Source organism: Anaerofustis stercorihominis (assembly GCF_005844425.1).
Lineage (GTDB): Bacteria > Bacillota > Clostridia > Eubacteriales > Anaerofustaceae > Anaerofustis > Anaerofustis butyriciformans.
This window is the reverse complement of record NZ_SPHL01000039.1, coordinates 1-14,866: the sequence shown is the minus strand read 5'-3', so window position 1 is coordinate 14,866 and position 14,866 is coordinate 1. Positions and strand designations below refer to the sequence as shown.

Here is a 14,866-nt window from a genome sequence, read left to right as displayed (position 1 = left end):
ATTCAATTTCAAGTTTCTTTTCTTCTAAAATCAACAGTAAACCATACCACTTATTATTTATCTTATTTCTCCAAATTGCATTTGTGGGAAATTTCTTCCATAAAAATTCTAAATCATCATCATATTTATCTTTTATGTATTTAATGACTTCTTTTGTTTGCTTATTTTTAAATATATTTGAAACACTACATTTTTCAATAATATCATTTAAAATATCTTCATATTCTTCTTTTATTCTACCTATGAATTTACCGCTGGAATTTTTAATATCTACCATGACATATTCATCATTAGTCATTAAATCCAATACTTTGGAAGTCTTTTTTGACTTTGAAATGTTAATTATAACTTGAAAGTTATTGTCATTAATATTTTTTTTAAATGTATATGTGTTTTCTTTACAAATAAATCCGTATTTTATAAGTTTATCATATTGTATTTTTCTATTTTTAAAAAGCTCTTCTATATTTCTCATATTTATTTCTCTTAATATTTAATTATTATAAAAGGACTGCCAAGCAGTCCTTCCTTTTTTTATTCACTTCTAAGAGCAAGTACGGGGTCTTCTTTTGCCGCTTTTTTAGATGGAATTATTCCGCCTATTAATGTTAAAACAATACTTAAAATTATAAGAATTATTGCTGCGCTAATAGGTAGGGAAGCTTTTACATTTGCTCCATCGGAAAGAATATATATAAGTTTATTTATAGGTATAAGCGCAAGTAATGAGATTCCAACACCCAAAACTCCCGCAAGAGCACCTATTATAATGGTTTCTGCATTGAATACCTGCGAAATATTTCTCTTTGAGGCTCCCATTGCTCTTAATATACCAATCTCTTTTTTCCTTTCAAGTACACTTATATAAGTTATTACACCAATCATAATGGAAGAAACAACAAGGGAAATAGATACAAAGGCTATAAGAACATAACTTACGGTGTCAACTATGTTTGTAACTGAACTCATCAGCGTTCCTACCATATCCGTAAATGAAATTACTTTATCTTCATTGCCTTCTTTTTCCATTCTTTCGTTATATTCGTTTAGTAAATTTGTTATTGATTTATTTCCTTCAAAATCTTTTGGATATATATCAATACCACTTGGTTCATTAGGATTTGCATAGTTTAATTTCTTCAAGTTATTTTCATAAGTAACGCTTTCTTTTGAAAGAAGGGAAGTAAACAGTTCCGAAAGTTCCTCTTCGCTCATGTTCATTTTGAAAGCTCCCGCAAAAGTTGAAGGGTCGATACTTATGGCATTTGAAATTGATTCGCTTAAACTTTGCATGCTTTTTTGCATTTGTGCTTGAATGGAATAACTTATTTGACCAGTTACTTCACTCATGTATTTATCCATAATGTCATTAACTTGTTCTTCCACGTTTTGTGATTTTATAATCTCTGATAAATTCTTTATTATGATTTGTCTTGCTTCGTCGGTTTTAAGGTAATCATTTATTGATTGGGCTAAGTCTTCAGAATTGCTTAAATCATTATCTTTTGCATATTCGCCATATCCGTCTAATACTTCAGAGAATATATTCTGCATTTCTTCATTTGAAATGGAACCGCCATTTTTGATTGTTTCATTCAGCCTTTTGTTTATAATGTCATTAGCTTCACTTGAACTTAAATATTCTGAAAGTCCTTTACTTACTTTGTTTACGTCACTGTCAGGATTGTTTTTTACGTATTCTTCATATCCCTCTAAAAGTTCTTTAATTATCTTTTGAGTGTCTTTATCGGTTATTGTAAAATCAATTTCGTTTAAAATATCATTTAAGTCAAGTTCAGGCAGAGAGTTTTCATCAATAAGCCCGCTTAAATCACCAAAATCTACTTTAATCTTACTTTGGTCAAATTTAAAAGCAGACTGTAATGCATTTGTATCAACTTGCATTAGTGAGTTCATATCAAAAGCATTATCATTTCCTTCATCATCAAAACTTTTACCTGTAAATACGTTTATATCAGGATTTTCAAGTTGTTGTTTTACTATCTCGCTGTTTTTTGCATTATCCATAACATGAGTTGTAAGGCTTTGTGGGTAACATATTCCCATTGATAACATCATGCTTGATGCATCTTCTTTAGGTTGTACTACTCCAACGATTTTTAAGTCATCACCGTTTTTTACGACCTTTTTCATGTATTCTGTATTATCGGTTTTATCACGCCATAGGTTATAATTTGAATCATATTCATAACAGTTGCTGTTATCAACAAGTTTAAATGTTTTTCCGATTATATCGTCATATGAGTATTCACCGAGATTTTCAGGAACAGTTACGTTTTTATCATTTGAAAAATCTTTTACCCATTCATCAAGTTCGTTATAATCCCTAAGCCCCAAAGTATAAAGTAAAAAGTCGCTCATTCCGCCATTTGATGATAAAACAAGTACACATTCATTGTAATTTTCTGGCCATTTTCCCGCTTTTACATCGTATTGATTAATATATAAATTTTCATCACTTGGCATTTGGAAAAATACGTTTGTACTCATCATGCTTGACATAAAAGAGTTGTTTGAAGTTCCGGAGCCTATACCAAGACTTGTAAATGTTATATCAGGATTAACCTGTCTTATTTCATCATCTTTTTGTAAATATATCTTAGGAGAAACATCGTATTTGTATTCTATATTTTTTGCATAGTTATCAATAGGACATTCATCGCTTTCTAAATATGTTTTTAGTGATTTTAAATCGTTTGAGCCAATAGTTGAAAACATATTTGTAAGCTGTTTGTTTATTTTTATTTCTGAATCTTTTTGTTCGTTATTTGTATTTTGTATATTAATCATTGAAGTTAAATCAAAACCCGAACTTTGTATTTGTAAAGGGTATTCGGATAATGTTTCTTCTTCTATTGATTTAATATAGGAGTTTACACCGTTTGACAATGAAAGTATCAATGCAATCCCAATTATACCAATTGAACCTGCAAATGAAGTAAGAATAGTTCTTCCTTTCTTTGTTTTTAAGTTGTTAAAACTTAGAGAAAGAGAAGTCAAGAAAGACATTGCTGTTTTACCAAATTTTTTATAAACAGATTCAACCTGGTTTTCTTCATTAATTTCAAAAGGGTCAGAATCTGAACGTATTTTACCGTCTCTTAAATTTACAATACGTGTCGCATATCTTTCGGCAAGTTCCGGGTTATGGGTTACCATTACAACCAAACGGTCTTTTGCAACTTCTTTTAAAAGATCCATAACTTGTATGCTTGTTTCACTGTCAAGAGCTCCCGTAGGTTCGTCTGCAAGAACAATGTCAGGGTTATTTACAAGCGCCCTTGCAATGGCAACTCTTTGCATTTGCCCTCCTGAAAGCTGATTTGGTTTTTTGTGCATTTGTTCTTTTAAACCTACTTGTTCAAGGGCTTTTATTGCTCTTTCTCTTCTTTCTGATTTATCTATACCTGAAATTGTAAGAGCAAGTTCAACATTTGAAAGTATCGTTTGATGTGGTATTAGATTATAACTTTGAAATACAAATCCTATTGTATGGTTACGATAAGAATCCCAGTCTCTGTCTTTGTATTCTTTTGTTGATACTTCATTTATTATCAAATCTCCGCTGTCATATCTATCAAGCCCTCCGATAATATTCAAAAGTGTCGTCTTACCGGAACCGCTTGGTCCTAAAATTGCAACGAATTCATTGTCTCTTAAATTCAAACTTACGTCATCTAATGCTTTTTGAACTAAACTTCCGGTTTTATATTGTTTGCTTATATTTTTTATTTGAAGCACAACTAAACCTCCAAAATTTTATAATATGCCGTAATTTCTTAATCTGTTTTAGCATTTGATATATGATGTAATTTTAACATATTTGTATTTAACTTTATATAGTTTTAATGTAATATTTTTTATCTTAAATTATTCATAAAAATAAAAAAAAAAGACCGATTAATCGGTCTTTTAATACCAGTCATGTTTTTCATTTCTGTCTAAATTGTTTATTCTTTCCATATCTTCATTGGTAAGTTCAAAATGATAAATTTGCGTATTTTCTTTTATATGCTCTGGATTACTGGAGCCTGGAATAACAACAACACCTTTTTGTAAATTCCATCTTAATATAACTTGTGCAGCTGAAACATTATGATTGTTTGCAATTTCTACAATTGTTTTATCATTTAAAAGCTCACTTGTATGTCCTCTTCCTCCAAATGGATACCATCCCTGAACTACAATTCCTTTATCTTGAATATATGGAATAACATCATTTTCTTGATAATAAGGATGTATTTCATTTTGAACTAAAGCAGGTGTTATATCTACTTGAGGTAAAAATTCTTCAAGTTCTTCAACATACCAGTTTGATAAGCCGATTGAATGTATTTTACCTTCTTTAACGTATTTTTCCATTTCTTTATAAGCATTTACGTCATTTTCTCCGGGATGATGCAAAAGCATCATATCTATATATCCAATATCAAGTTTTTCCAAAGCCATATCTATTGCTTCTTTAGGAGAAGAAAACTGGGTAGGGTATATCTTTGTAATAACAAATATTTCTTCTCTTGGGATTTTTGAATCTCTTATTGCTCTTCCTATTTCTTCTTCATTATGATACATATAAGCTGTATCAATAAGCCTTACTCCGCTTTTAAGTGCGCTACTTACTGAATTATAAGCCGTATCCCCGGTTAGGGAATAGGTTCCTATTCCATTTAGTGGCATTTCGTATCCGCTGTTTAACATAACCGTTTTTGTTGAAAAATTAAAATTAGAGTTATTAAAATTATTCATACTTACATCATCCTTATTTTTGTTTGTAAAATAAAATATAAATCCTATTAAAAATATAATTATTAATACAAAAGAAGTAATATATTTTATTTTTTTATTCTTTTTCATTTTATTGCCCTTACTTATTTAATTTTTTTAATATATAAGAAAAATTTTCTCCTAAATTAATCATATTTTCAAGGGCCTCTTTATCACTATTTACATCTTTAGGCATTTCCCCAAAACCAATATTCCAGTAAGTTGACCCGACAACAATCATCTCATGATTTAAGAAAAAATGATTTAATGTATCTATTGTATTTAAAAGCCCACCCCTTCTTCCTACACTTAGACCTGCAGATAGTTTATGTTTAAACAAACCGGGATTCATATCTAAAACGACACTTGCTCTTTCAAATAGCCTACACTATTGAAGAAATATTTGCGCTGTAAACAGGAGAGCCTAAAATAATTCCGTCTGCTTTTTTCATAAGTTCAAATACTTCATTAAATTTATCACCATTAAAAGAACACTTTTCTTTTCCATCACATGTAAAACAAGCTTTGCAGGGGTTAATTATTTCTCCTGACAGTTCAATAAGATTTGTTTCTATACCTTTTTTATTTATCTGATTTAACACCGTTTCAAGCATTATTTTAGTATTTCCATCTTTTCTTGCACTTGCACTTATAGCTAAAACATTCATAAATTACTTCCTTTATTTTAAATACATATTAAAAAATTCTTCAATTTTATCAAATGGAATAATATCTGTTCTGTCATATAAATCTGTGTGTACTGCACCAGGTATAATCATTAACTCTTTATTATCTATGTATTTATTATCCTTTATCATGTCTTTATATGCGTCTTTGCTGAAATAACATGAATGTGCTTTTTCTCCGTGTATTACTAATACGGCACTTCTTATTTCATTTGTATATTTTAAAAGAGGTTGATTCATTAAAGACATAGTTCCAATTACATTCCATCCGCCATTTGAATTTAAGCTTCTTTCATGATACCCTCTTTGTGTTTTATAATAATCATAATAATCTTTAACAAAGAAAGGAGCATCTGCCGGTAGGGGATCTACAACTCCACCACCTAGTTTATAACTTCCATTTTTATAATCTTGTGTTCTTTGTGTGTTAAGTGCTACACGCATTTTATATCTTTCTTCTTCGCTGTCAGCTCCATCAAAATATCCCTTTGCCGCAACTCTAGACATATCATACATAGTAGATGAAACAGTTGCTTTTATTCTTGTGTCAATTGCTGCAGTATTAAGAGCCATTCCACCCCAGCCACAAATTCCGATAATACCTATTTTTTCGCTGTCAACATCATCTCTTGTAGATAAATAATCTATGCTTGCTTGAAAATCTTCAGTGTTTATATCTCCCGATGCCATATATCTTACGTTTCCACCACTTTCACCTGTAAATGATGGGTCAAAAGCTATTGTTAAAAATCCTCTTTCAGCCATTATTTGAGCATAAAGTCCGCTTGATTGTTCCTTTACTGCCCCAAAAGGTCCACAAACGGAAATTGCAGGAAGTTTACCTTCTTTATCTTTAGGCTTATATAAATCTGCTGCCAATGTTATTCCAAAACGGTTGTGAAAAGTTACCTTAGAATGTTCAACCTTGTCGCTTTTTTCAAAAACTTTATCCCATTTATCTGTTAAATTTAATTTTTCTTCTACCATTTTATATATCTCCTTTTATATTATTTTTCTTTATGTTATAATTGTAGTACCTTGAGTGAACTCTATGTCAAGGAAAAAAATAAAAAAATAGGAGTTTTATTATGTATACAATAGGAGAGGTTTCAAAATTATTTAATATTTCTATCCATACTTTAAGATTTTATGATAAAGAAGGTTTGTTTATAAATTTAAAAAGGGATAAATCAGGGAAAAGAAACTTTGATGATGTTGACTTAGAAGCTATAAGACTTATAGAGTGTTTAAAAAAATCCGGAATGAAAATAAAAGATATTAAAGAGTTTATGTATTGGTGTTCTCTTGGAAATGAAACATTAGAAAAAAGAAAAGAGATGTTTTATAAACAAAGAGAGAATATAATAAAAGAAATGAATGAATTAAAAAAGGTTCTTTCAATGATTGAATATAAATGTTGGTATTATGAACAGGCTTTAAAAGATGGAAATGAAGATAGGTTAAAAAACATATCTATGGATAATATACCTAAAAATATTCCAGAGAGGATAAAAAATTTTTTCATACAAGCCCATTTATAAAATATTAAATTAACATTAATAATCAATTAATGTTCTATGTAATATTGTCGATTTATGATACAATATTAAAATGTAAGGAGAATAATATATGGAAAAGATATGTCCAAAGTGTAAAAGCAAACATATTGAAGAAATGATATACGGTCTTATGTATTTTGAAGCTTGTGAAGCAATGGGGAAAGATGAAGGATTTTATGGCGGATGTTTTGAAGATGAAAAAACAAGACCTGATTACATATGCCTTGACTGCGGACATAAATGGAAATAAATATCATATATTAAAAGATTACAATGAACATGGAAAAAGACCTGAACAGGACGTTTATAAGCACTGTTAACGTTCCTGCAGATACAAAAAAATATTTTATAGAACAAACTAAAGAATTTAAAGAAGCAATTATGATGTATGGCTGTGCAATAAGAGAAGTTAAAACTAAACTTGAAGTTTTAAATGATGAACTTGCACTTAAAAGAGCTAACAGTCCAATAGAGTTTATCAAGTCAAGAATCAAAAAACCTGAAAGTATAGCCGCAAAATTAAAAAAAGAAGGATATGAAGTATCCGTAGAATCGGCTATGGAACACCTAAATGATATTGCGGGAATAAGAATAGTTTGTTCTTTTATTGATGATATATATGCACTTGCAAAAATGATTGCAAAACAAGATGATATTACTGTCATAGCCGTAAAGGATTATATTAACAACCCTAAGGAAAACGGATATAGATCTTATCATATGATTGTGGAAATACCAGTGTTCTTTTCTGATAAAAAACAAAATTTAAGAGTTGAAATTCAAATTAGAACAATAGCAATGGACTTTTGGGCAAGTTTGGAACATCAGCTTAAATACAAAAAAAATATAGAAGAAGAAGAAAAAATTATAAATGAATTAAAAGAATGTGCAACCCTTATTTCTTATACAGATATAAAAATGCAAGAAATAAGAGATAAAATTCATTTGGAAAGCGAAGCATAATGCTTTTGTTGACATATATTTTATCTTGTGGTAGCATAGTTTTATAAATAAAATATACAGGGGAGCTTTTTGCTGAGAGGAATTTATTCGACCCTTAAACCTGATTTGGATAATGCCAACGTAGGAAGAAATAATAAGTAAATTTTAACGAGAATCCTAATTGGTTTCTCGTTTTTTTATATTAGGAGGAATGAAATGTTAAAAGAAATTTTGGAAAACGTAAAAAACAATACACCACTTGTACATAACATTACAAACTACGTAACTGTAAATGACTGTGCAAATATACTGCTTGCTTGTGGAGGTTCTCCGATAATGGCGGATGATGAAGGAGAAGTAGAAGAAATAACAAGTATTTGCAGCGGTTTAAATATAAACATAGGAACTTTAAATAAAAATACAATTCCTTCAATGTTACTTGCAGGAAAAAAAGCAAATGAACTTTCTCATCCTGTTATTCTTGACCCTGTAGGAGCAGGTGCTTCAACTCTTAGAACAAATACAGCAAATGAACTTTTGAATAACGTTAAATTTTCTGTAATAAAAGGTAATATTTCCGAAATTAAAACTCTTATGGCAGGAAGCGGTACAACAAAAGGGGTTGATGCCGATATAGCTGATAAAGTAACTGAAGAAAATATAGACGATGTAATAAAATCTTTAAAAGAATTTTCAAAACAAACAGGTGCTGTAATAATAGTTACGGGAGAAATTGATATTGTAACTAATGATAAAGATGCTTATATAATAAAAAACGGACATGCTGTAATGTCTTCAATAACAGGAACAGGCTGTATGCTTTCAGCTATGACTTGTGCTTATATATGTGCAAATACAGACAATATGTTAAAAGCCTGCCTTGCAAGCGTATGTTTAATGGGATATGCAGGGGAAAAAGCATATGAAAAAATGGTTGAAACAAAAGCCGGTAACTCATCATTTAGAAATTATTTAATTGATGCTATTTACAATATGTCAGGTGAAGAACTTGATAAGGGGGCAAAATATGAACACAGATAAAAAAGATATGCTTTTATATGCCGTAACGGACAGAATGTGGAGTGAAGAAAAAGGATTAAAGGGGCAAATCAAAGAAGCTTTAGAGGGAGGAATAACTTTTTTACAGCTTAGAGAAAAAGAATTAAGTGATGAAGAATTCTTAAAAGAAGCATTAGAAATAAAAGATATGGTAAAAGAGTATAATATTCCTTTTGTAATCAATGATAACGTAGAGGTTGCAATAAAATGTGATGCAGACGGAGTACATGTAGGTCAAAGCGACATGAAAGCTACGGACGTTAGAAGTAAAATAGGAAAAGATAAAATCCTAGGCGTTTCTGCTCATACTCTCGAAGAGGCTATAGAAGCAGAAAAAATGGGAGCTGACTATCTTGGAGTCGGAGCAGTATTTTCAACTTCAACAAAGTTAGATGCCGATGATGTATCTTTTGAAACACTAAAAGAAATATGCGACAGTGTAAATATTCCCGTTGTTGCAATAGGGGGAATAAGTAAAGATAATATTTTAAAATTAAAAGGAAGTCATGTTGACGGAGTTGCAGTTGTATCTGCAATCTTTGCAAGCAAAAATATAACTGAAGATACAAAAGAACTTTTAAGTTTATCTAAAGAAATGGTAAAAGGAGAATAATATGAAAAAGGTTTTAACAATAGCTGGTTCTGATTCAAGCGGAGGAGCCGGAATACAAGCCGATATAAAAACAATAACAGCTCATAAACTTTATGCGATGAGTGCAATAACGGCTCTAACAGCACAAAACACAACAGGAGTTTACGGTGTTTTAGATGCAGATGCAGACTTTGTAAAAAATCAAATTGATTGCATTTTTACTGATATAAGACCTGATGCGGTAAAAATTGGTATGGTTTCAAACAGCGATATAATCAATGCCATAGCAGATAAACTAATTGAGTATAAAGCAGAAAATATTGTTGTTGATCCTGTAATGGTTGCAACAAGCGGAAGTAAGCTTATAAGTGATGAAGCAAAAGATACTTTAATAAATAGACTTCTTCCACTTGGAACAATAATCACTCCTAATATTCCCGAAGCTGAAGTTTTATCGGGTATGAGTATAAAAAGTGATGAAGATATGATTAAAGCAGCAAAAGAAATATCTAAAAACATTGACAGTGCAATTCTTATAAAAGGCGGTCATTATGATAAAAACGCAAATGATCTTTTATATGATAATGGAGAAATTTTCTGGTTTAAGGGAGATAGAGTAGATACTAATAATACTCACGGAACAGGCTGTACTCTTTCTTCTGCAATTGCTTGTAATCTTGCAATGGGCTATTCTAAAGAAGAAAGCATTAAAAATGCAAAGGATTATATAACAGGAGCCCTAAAGGCAGGGTTAGATCTTGGAAGGGGAAGTGGACCTTTAAATCATATGTATAATTTATAAAATAGAAACCTGTAAATATTTATATTTGCAGGTTTTTTATTATTTTAAGCATATAATTTATGTAGAGGAAATAATGTAAATTAAAATAATTCTAAAAAAGTTTTTTGTTATGGTTAACAAAATACAAATTATATGATAAACTATATAAACTAAATGAAAGGAGATGGAATATGAATAAAAAAGTCTTAAGAGTAATAGTCCCGATTTTAATTGTTTTAATAATCGGTGGAATATATATATTTAAAAATATTGAAGAAAGCAAAAAGGTAGATGATAACATAAATATAACAAGTCTTAATATGGATGAACTTAAAAAACAAAATCTTCCAATCATTCTAAATTTTTCAAGTTCAACATGTCCTCCATGCAGAGAAATGGAACCTACAATACATAATCTTGCAAAAGAGTATCAAGGAAAAATTATCATTAAAACAATTAATATAGATGCTAATGTCAGCGGTATAGAAGATTTTCCAATAAGAGTTACACCGACTATTTTCTTCTTTGATAAAAACGGCAAACCTTATTCTCCAACCCAGGCTCCGGGAGTAGATTTAATAAAATATACTTCAAAAGATACAAATGAACATTTATTTACCGCAAGAGAGGGAATATTAAGCGAAGAAGAATTCAGAGCAATATTTAAAGATTTGGGAGTAGAATAATATGAATCAACTAATAGAAAGTTTATCAAACATAATAGCTTCAAGCTCTGCTTTTGCTCCATTATTTGCTTTTTTGGCAGGAATATTGGTTTCATTTACTCCATGTTCCTTATCCTCAATACCTTTGATAGTAGGTTATGTAGGGTTAAACAGCAAAAAAGAAACGAAAAATCTATTTTTATTAAGCGTTATATTTGCTCTTGGAACAGCACTTACATTTACGCTTTTTGGCGTAGTTTCAGCACTAATAGGAAACATACTTTCTCTTTCAGGTAAATGGTTTTATATATTTCTTGGAATAATAATGGTTTTAATGGCTCTCCAAACATTGGAACTTTATAATTTTATACCCTCAACAAACTTGGTTGCAAAAAACGGTAAAACGGGATATATAGGAGCATTTATATGCGGTATACTTGCAGGTATTTTTTCTTCTCCCTGCTCAACTCCCGCTTTGGTTGTTATTTTAAGTTTTGTTGCATCAAAGGGAAGTTTATTAATGGGAATAATAATGTTATTTTGTTATTCTGTGGGACACGGTATATTAACAGTTCTTGTAGGTACCGGTATTGGATTTACAAAAAATTTGAACAAAAGGGAAAAATATGCAAAAGTACAGTTTATAGTAAAAGTAATGCTTTCAATTTTAATGCTTATTATAGCTTTCTATATGTTCTATTTAGGTTTTTAAAGACACGTTATGTGTCTTTTTTATTTAAAATATTTGTAAAATTAAAGTAAATACTTTATGCTTTTTAACAATAATTAAGTTAAATTTTATATAATAGAAAGGCAAATTATATAAGATTAAAGACAGCAAAAAAATATTAAAAGTTTTGTTTTGGAATGTAAAAAACTTTAAAAATTTTCATATTTAATATATAATTAATTTTCAAAATACATTTTAGAAAGGCATAATATGAAATATTTTTATCAATTTTTAATCATTTGTTTAATAACTTTTGTAAGTGAGCTGTTAAATTATATAATACCGCTTCCGATTCCAAGCAGTATATACGGTCTTGTAATAATGCTGATACTTCTAAAATCAAATATACTTAAATTAAGTTATATAAAAGACGTTGGCGGTTTTTTACTGGATACAATGCCTATAATGTTCGTTCCTATAGGAGTAGAAATAGTTACGTTATTTGCGGTTTTAAAGGAATTTTTGTTTCCTATGACAATAATCGTTTTTGTAACTACAATTATTGTTATGGTTGTAACGGGGCATGTTTCACAATTTGTAATAAATAAAGATAAAGAGAATGTGAATAATGGAAATAATTAAAAATTCTCTTTATTTTGCAGTTTTGATAACAATACTTGGGTATTTTATAGGGGATATAATAAGAAAAAAAACAAAGTTAAATGTTTTTAATCCTATACTTATTGGCATTATTTTTGTAAGTATTATATTAAGTGTTTTTAAAATTGACTATGATGTTTATTATGAGGGCGCAAAATATATAAGCTACTTCCTAACCCCTGCGACAATATGTCTTGCAATACCTTTATACGAAGAATTTGAAACACTTAAACACAATTTTGAAGCAATTATAATAGGGATAACTGCAGGAGTACTCTCAAGTCTTGGAAGTATTTTATTGTTTTCATACTTATTTGCTTTGACTCATGAGCAATATGTTACTCTTCTTCCAAAGTCAATTACTACGGCAATAGGAATGACTGTAAGTGAACAATTCGGAGGAATTGCTTCAATAACGGTTGCCGTAATAATAATAACCGGAATACTTGGGAATTTAATGGGAGAATATATCCTAAAAATATTTAAGATTAAGCACCCTATATCTAAAGGGCTTGCAATAGGAACAGCTGCTCATGCGGTAGGAACAGCCAAGGCTCTTGAAATGGGAGAAGTCGAAGGTGCTATGAGCGGACTTTCCGTAGCCGTATCGGGACTTATAACTGTGGTTCTTGCGGGAGCATTCGTAAATTTTTTATAAAAGAGGTTTAACATTGAAAGTAATAATTTCACCTGCAAAGAAAATGAAAATTGCATATGATGAAAAAAAGGAAATTACAACTCCTGTATTTTTTAATAAGGCAAAACAGCTTGCAAAAATAATAAAGAAGTTTTCGCCTATGGAAATAGAAAGTATTATGAAAGTAAATCCAAAAATAGCAATGGAAACTTTTGTTTACTATAATGATTTCTTTGATTTTAAGCATGAAATACCTGCAATATTATCTTATAACGGTCTTCAATATACACATATAAAAGCAGAAGAATTTAAGGAAGAAGATTATGAGTTTGTAAACTCTACCATTAGGGTAATAAGCGGTTTATACGGCATATTAAAACCTTATGACGGTATTTGTCCCTATAGACTTGAAATGCAGTGTAAACTTGATATAGACGGTAAAAATTTATATAAATTCTGGGCAGACAGTATTTATAAGGAATTATATAAGGATAATGAAGAAGTAATCAATCTTGCCTCAAAGGAATATTCAAAAGTTATTACGCCATATTTAAAAGATGAAGATAAATTTATCACAGTTGATTTTAAGAGTTTTCATAAAGGGAAAATTAGGACTATTGCAACTGAAGCTAAAATGCTAAGAGGGGAAATGGTAAGGTATATAGTTGATAAAAAGATAAATAATAGTGATAAATTAAAAGAATTTTGTTATAATGGATATAGTTTCAGTGAAGAATATTCAAATGAAAATAATTTTGTTTTCTTCAAAATTTAAGGAGGGAATATTATGTTAGAACAAGGTATAAAAGCACCTGATTTTACACTTAACGATAAAGACGGAAAAGAAGTAAGTTTATCTGATTTTTTAGGAAAGAAAGTTGTTCTTTATTTCTATCCAAGGGATAATACTCCTGGATGTACAAAACAAGCCTGTGGATTTAGAGACAACTATGATAAATACAAAGATAACGACATTGTTGTAATCGGAATAAGCAAAGACAGTGAAAAGTCTCATTCTAATTTTATAAATAAACATGATTTACCTTTTATTCTTCTTTCAGACCCTGAACTTAAAGCAATTCAGTCTTATGATGTGTGGAAAGAAAAGAATATGTACGGTAAAAAAAGCATGGGTGTAGTAAGAACTACTTATATTATTGATGAACAAGGAAATATAGAAAAAGTTTATGGTAAAGTTAAAGCTGCAACAAATGCCGAAGATGTTCTTATGGATCTTGGTATAATGTAAAAAAGGACTGTTAGGTCCTTTTTTTATTTTATTTCCATATATGTTTCATAGTAATCGTACTTTTTACCCTCGAAATCCGTCATTAAATATTTTGCTATCATTTTACCTGTTTTATAGCCCATGTCAGTCAAGTTTTTAATATGAAAATCTAAATTTGTATTTAGGTTATAATAATCTTGTTTTAAAATGAATTTTACATATTTCTTGTTTTTATCTTCTTTTTTCTGCCAAAGAATTTTATCTTCTTTGTTTGTATTATTTAATATAAAACCATATTTCATTTCTTCGTTCTTTTCTTTATAAAATACAAAGTTTTCGGGAGAGCTTATATATTTTGAAAGAATATTTTTGTTATTTATATCAAAGTTCACGATATATTTTATATTTTCTATTTTATATGCTTTTTGATAAGGGTTATTTATAAGTTCATAATAAATTTGTATTTGATTAATTCTTTTTTCGATTAATGTTTTTGTATATTTTAGTTCGTTAATATTTTTATCTATGTTTTCTTTGTTTTTGATTAAAACTTTTTCTATTTCATTAACATTTTGATTTTCCATTTTTTTTATTTCTTTTAT

Annotated in this window: 17 protein-coding genes, 2 pseudogenes and 1 riboswitch; of the genes and pseudogenes, 12 read left to right on the top strand and 7 right to left on the bottom strand. The window is 29.5% G+C overall.

Features of this window, described 5'->3' with window-relative positions:
• The 6 genes and pseudogenes from FGQ49_RS08805 to FGQ49_RS08785 form a co-directional block, all read right to left on the bottom strand.
• A pseudogene (locus tag FGQ49_RS08805) lies at positions 1-475 on the bottom strand (hypothetical protein); the annotation flags it as partial.
• Between the two features lie 59 nt (positions 476-534).
• Entirely contained in the window at positions 535-3,762 is a 3,228-nt protein-coding gene (locus tag FGQ49_RS08800) for an ABC transporter ATP-binding protein/permease (protein ID WP_138269499.1), read from the bottom strand.
• Positions 3,763-3,933: 171 nt separating this feature from the next.
• Positions 3,934-4,767, bottom strand: coding sequence for an aldo/keto reductase (locus tag FGQ49_RS08795; protein ID WP_243112245.1), 834 nt, complete (start codon positions 4,765-4,767; stop codon positions 3,934-3,936).
• Positions 4,768-4,885: 118 nt separating this feature from the next.
• On the bottom strand, positions 4,886-5,137 hold the full coding sequence (locus tag FGQ49_RS10665; protein WP_243112244.1) for a flavodoxin family protein: 252 nt from the start codon (positions 5,135-5,137) through the stop codon (positions 4,886-4,888).
• Between the two features lie 31 nt (positions 5,138-5,168).
• Positions 5,169-5,453, bottom strand: coding sequence for a flavodoxin family protein (locus tag FGQ49_RS10660; protein ID WP_243112243.1), 285 nt, complete (start codon positions 5,451-5,453; stop codon positions 5,169-5,171).
• Between the two features lie 12 nt (positions 5,454-5,465).
• On the bottom strand, positions 5,466-6,458 hold the full coding sequence (locus tag FGQ49_RS08785; protein WP_138269497.1) for an alpha/beta hydrolase: 993 nt from the start codon (positions 6,456-6,458) through the stop codon (positions 5,466-5,468).
• 101 nt (positions 6,459-6,559) lie between these two features.
• On the opposite strand from FGQ49_RS08785, the gene FGQ49_RS08780 reads away from it, so the two are divergent.
• The 12 genes from FGQ49_RS08780 (at position 6,560) to bcp (ending at position 14,285) form a co-directional block, all read left to right on the top strand.
• Complete coding sequence (locus tag FGQ49_RS08780) at positions 6,560-7,012, top strand: MerR family transcriptional regulator (RefSeq protein ID WP_138269496.1); 453 nt, start codon at positions 6,560-6,562, stop codon at positions 7,010-7,012.
• A gap of 88 nt (positions 7,013-7,100) precedes the next feature.
• Positions 7,101-7,280: a hypothetical protein gene (locus FGQ49_RS08775; RefSeq protein ID WP_138269495.1), complete on the top strand. Its 180-nt coding sequence runs from the start codon at positions 7,101-7,103 to the stop codon at positions 7,278-7,280.
• 23 nt (positions 7,281-7,303) lie between these two features.
• Entirely contained in the window at positions 7,304-7,993 is a 690-nt protein-coding gene (locus FGQ49_RS08770) for a GTP pyrophosphokinase family protein (protein ID WP_138269494.1), read from the top strand.
• Positions 7,994-8,041: 48 nt separating this feature from the next.
• Positions 8,042-8,138: riboswitch (TPP riboswitch) on the top strand.
• Positions 8,139-8,188: 50 nt separating this feature from the next.
• Positions 8,189-9,013, top strand: a complete 825-nt coding sequence (thiM, locus tag FGQ49_RS08765; RefSeq protein WP_138269493.1) for a hydroxyethylthiazole kinase — start codon at positions 8,189-8,191, stop codon at positions 9,011-9,013.
• Positions 9,000-9,644 (top strand): thiamine phosphate synthase, encoded by a 645-nt coding sequence (thiE, locus tag FGQ49_RS08760; protein WP_138269492.1) that lies wholly within the window; start codon positions 9,000-9,002, stop codon positions 9,642-9,644. Before thiM ends, thiE begins: the two co-directional genes overlap by 14 nt.
• Position 9,645: 1 nt before the next feature.
• Positions 9,646-10,425: a bifunctional hydroxymethylpyrimidine kinase/phosphomethylpyrimidine kinase gene (gene thiD, locus FGQ49_RS08755; RefSeq protein WP_138269491.1), complete on the top strand. Its 780-nt coding sequence runs from the start codon at positions 9,646-9,648 to the stop codon at positions 10,423-10,425.
• Positions 10,426-10,595: 170 nt separating this feature from the next.
• The gene (locus FGQ49_RS08750; protein ID WP_138269490.1) at positions 10,596-11,090 is read left to right on the top strand and encodes a thioredoxin family protein; all 495 of its coding nucleotides are present in this window, start codon (positions 10,596-10,598) and stop codon (positions 11,088-11,090) included.
• Between the two features lies 1 nt (position 11,091).
• Positions 11,092-11,781: a cytochrome c biogenesis protein CcdA gene (locus tag FGQ49_RS08745; protein ID WP_138269489.1), complete on the top strand. Its 690-nt coding sequence runs from the start codon at positions 11,092-11,094 to the stop codon at positions 11,779-11,781.
• A gap of 228 nt (positions 11,782-12,009) precedes the next feature.
• On the top strand, positions 12,010-12,381 hold the full coding sequence (locus tag FGQ49_RS08740) for a CidA/LrgA family protein (protein ID WP_138269488.1): 372 nt from the start codon (positions 12,010-12,012) through the stop codon (positions 12,379-12,381).
• Positions 12,368-13,057, top strand: a complete 690-nt coding sequence (locus tag FGQ49_RS08735) for an LrgB family protein (RefSeq protein WP_138269487.1) — start codon at positions 12,368-12,370, stop codon at positions 13,055-13,057. Before FGQ49_RS08740 ends, FGQ49_RS08735 begins: the two co-directional genes overlap by 14 nt.
• A gap of 13 nt (positions 13,058-13,070) precedes the next feature.
• Positions 13,071-13,811 (top strand): peroxide stress protein YaaA, encoded by a 741-nt coding sequence (gene yaaA / locus FGQ49_RS08730; RefSeq protein WP_138269486.1) that lies wholly within the window; start codon positions 13,071-13,073, stop codon positions 13,809-13,811.
• 12 nt (positions 13,812-13,823) lie between these two features.
• Positions 13,824-14,285, top strand: a complete 462-nt coding sequence (gene bcp, locus FGQ49_RS08725) for a thioredoxin-dependent thiol peroxidase (RefSeq protein WP_138269485.1) — start codon at positions 13,824-13,826, stop codon at positions 14,283-14,285.
• 23 nt (positions 14,286-14,308) lie between these two features.
• Here bcp and FGQ49_RS08720 read toward each other — a convergent pair.
• A pseudogene (locus tag FGQ49_RS08720) lies at positions 14,309-14,866 on the bottom strand (hypothetical protein); the annotation flags it as partial.

Excerpts from the sequence above, each read along its gene's own strand:
- FGQ49_RS08775 (WP_138269495.1), top strand. The coding sequence starts at position 7,101 with ATGGAAAAGATATGTCCAAAGTGTAAAAGCAAACATATTGAAGAAATG.
- thiE (WP_138269492.1), top strand. The coding sequence starts at position 9,000 with ATGAACACAGATAAAAAAGATATGCTTTTATATGCCGTAACGGACAGA.
- FGQ49_RS08745 (WP_138269489.1), top strand. The coding sequence starts at position 11,092 with ATGAATCAACTAATAGAAAGTTTATCAAACATAATAGCTTCAAGCTCT.
- FGQ49_RS08785 (WP_138269497.1), bottom strand. The coding sequence starts at position 6,458 with ATGGTAGAAGAAAAATTAAATTTAACAGATAAATGGGATAAAGTTTTT.
- thiD (WP_138269491.1), top strand. The coding sequence starts at position 9,646 with ATGAAAAAGGTTTTAACAATAGCTGGTTCTGATTCAAGCGGAGGAGCC.
- FGQ49_RS08770 (WP_138269494.1), top strand. The coding sequence starts at position 7,304 with ATGAACATGGAAAAAGACCTGAACAGGACGTTTATAAGCACTGTTAAC.
- FGQ49_RS08750 (WP_138269490.1), top strand. The coding sequence starts at position 10,596 with ATGAATAAAAAAGTCTTAAGAGTAATAGTCCCGATTTTAATTGTTTTA.
- FGQ49_RS10665 (WP_243112244.1), bottom strand. The coding sequence starts at position 5,137 with ATGAATCCCGGTTTGTTTAAACATAAACTATCTGCAGGTCTAAGTGTA.
- FGQ49_RS08795 (WP_243112245.1), bottom strand. The coding sequence starts at position 4,767 with ATGAATAATTTTAATAACTCTAATTTTAATTTTTCAACAAAAACGGTT.
- FGQ49_RS08780 (WP_138269496.1), top strand. The coding sequence starts at position 6,560 with ATGTATACAATAGGAGAGGTTTCAAAATTATTTAATATTTCTATCCAT.
- thiM (WP_138269493.1), top strand. The coding sequence starts at position 8,189 with ATGTTAAAAGAAATTTTGGAAAACGTAAAAAACAATACACCACTTGTA.
- bcp (WP_138269485.1), top strand. The coding sequence starts at position 13,824 with ATGTTAGAACAAGGTATAAAAGCACCTGATTTTACACTTAACGATAAA.
- FGQ49_RS10660 (WP_243112243.1), bottom strand. The coding sequence starts at position 5,453 with ATGAATGTTTTAGCTATAAGTGCAAGTGCAAGAAAAGATGGAAATACT.
- FGQ49_RS08740 (WP_138269488.1), top strand. The coding sequence starts at position 12,010 with ATGAAATATTTTTATCAATTTTTAATCATTTGTTTAATAACTTTTGTA.
- FGQ49_RS08735 (WP_138269487.1), top strand. The coding sequence starts at position 12,368 with ATGGAAATAATTAAAAATTCTCTTTATTTTGCAGTTTTGATAACAATA.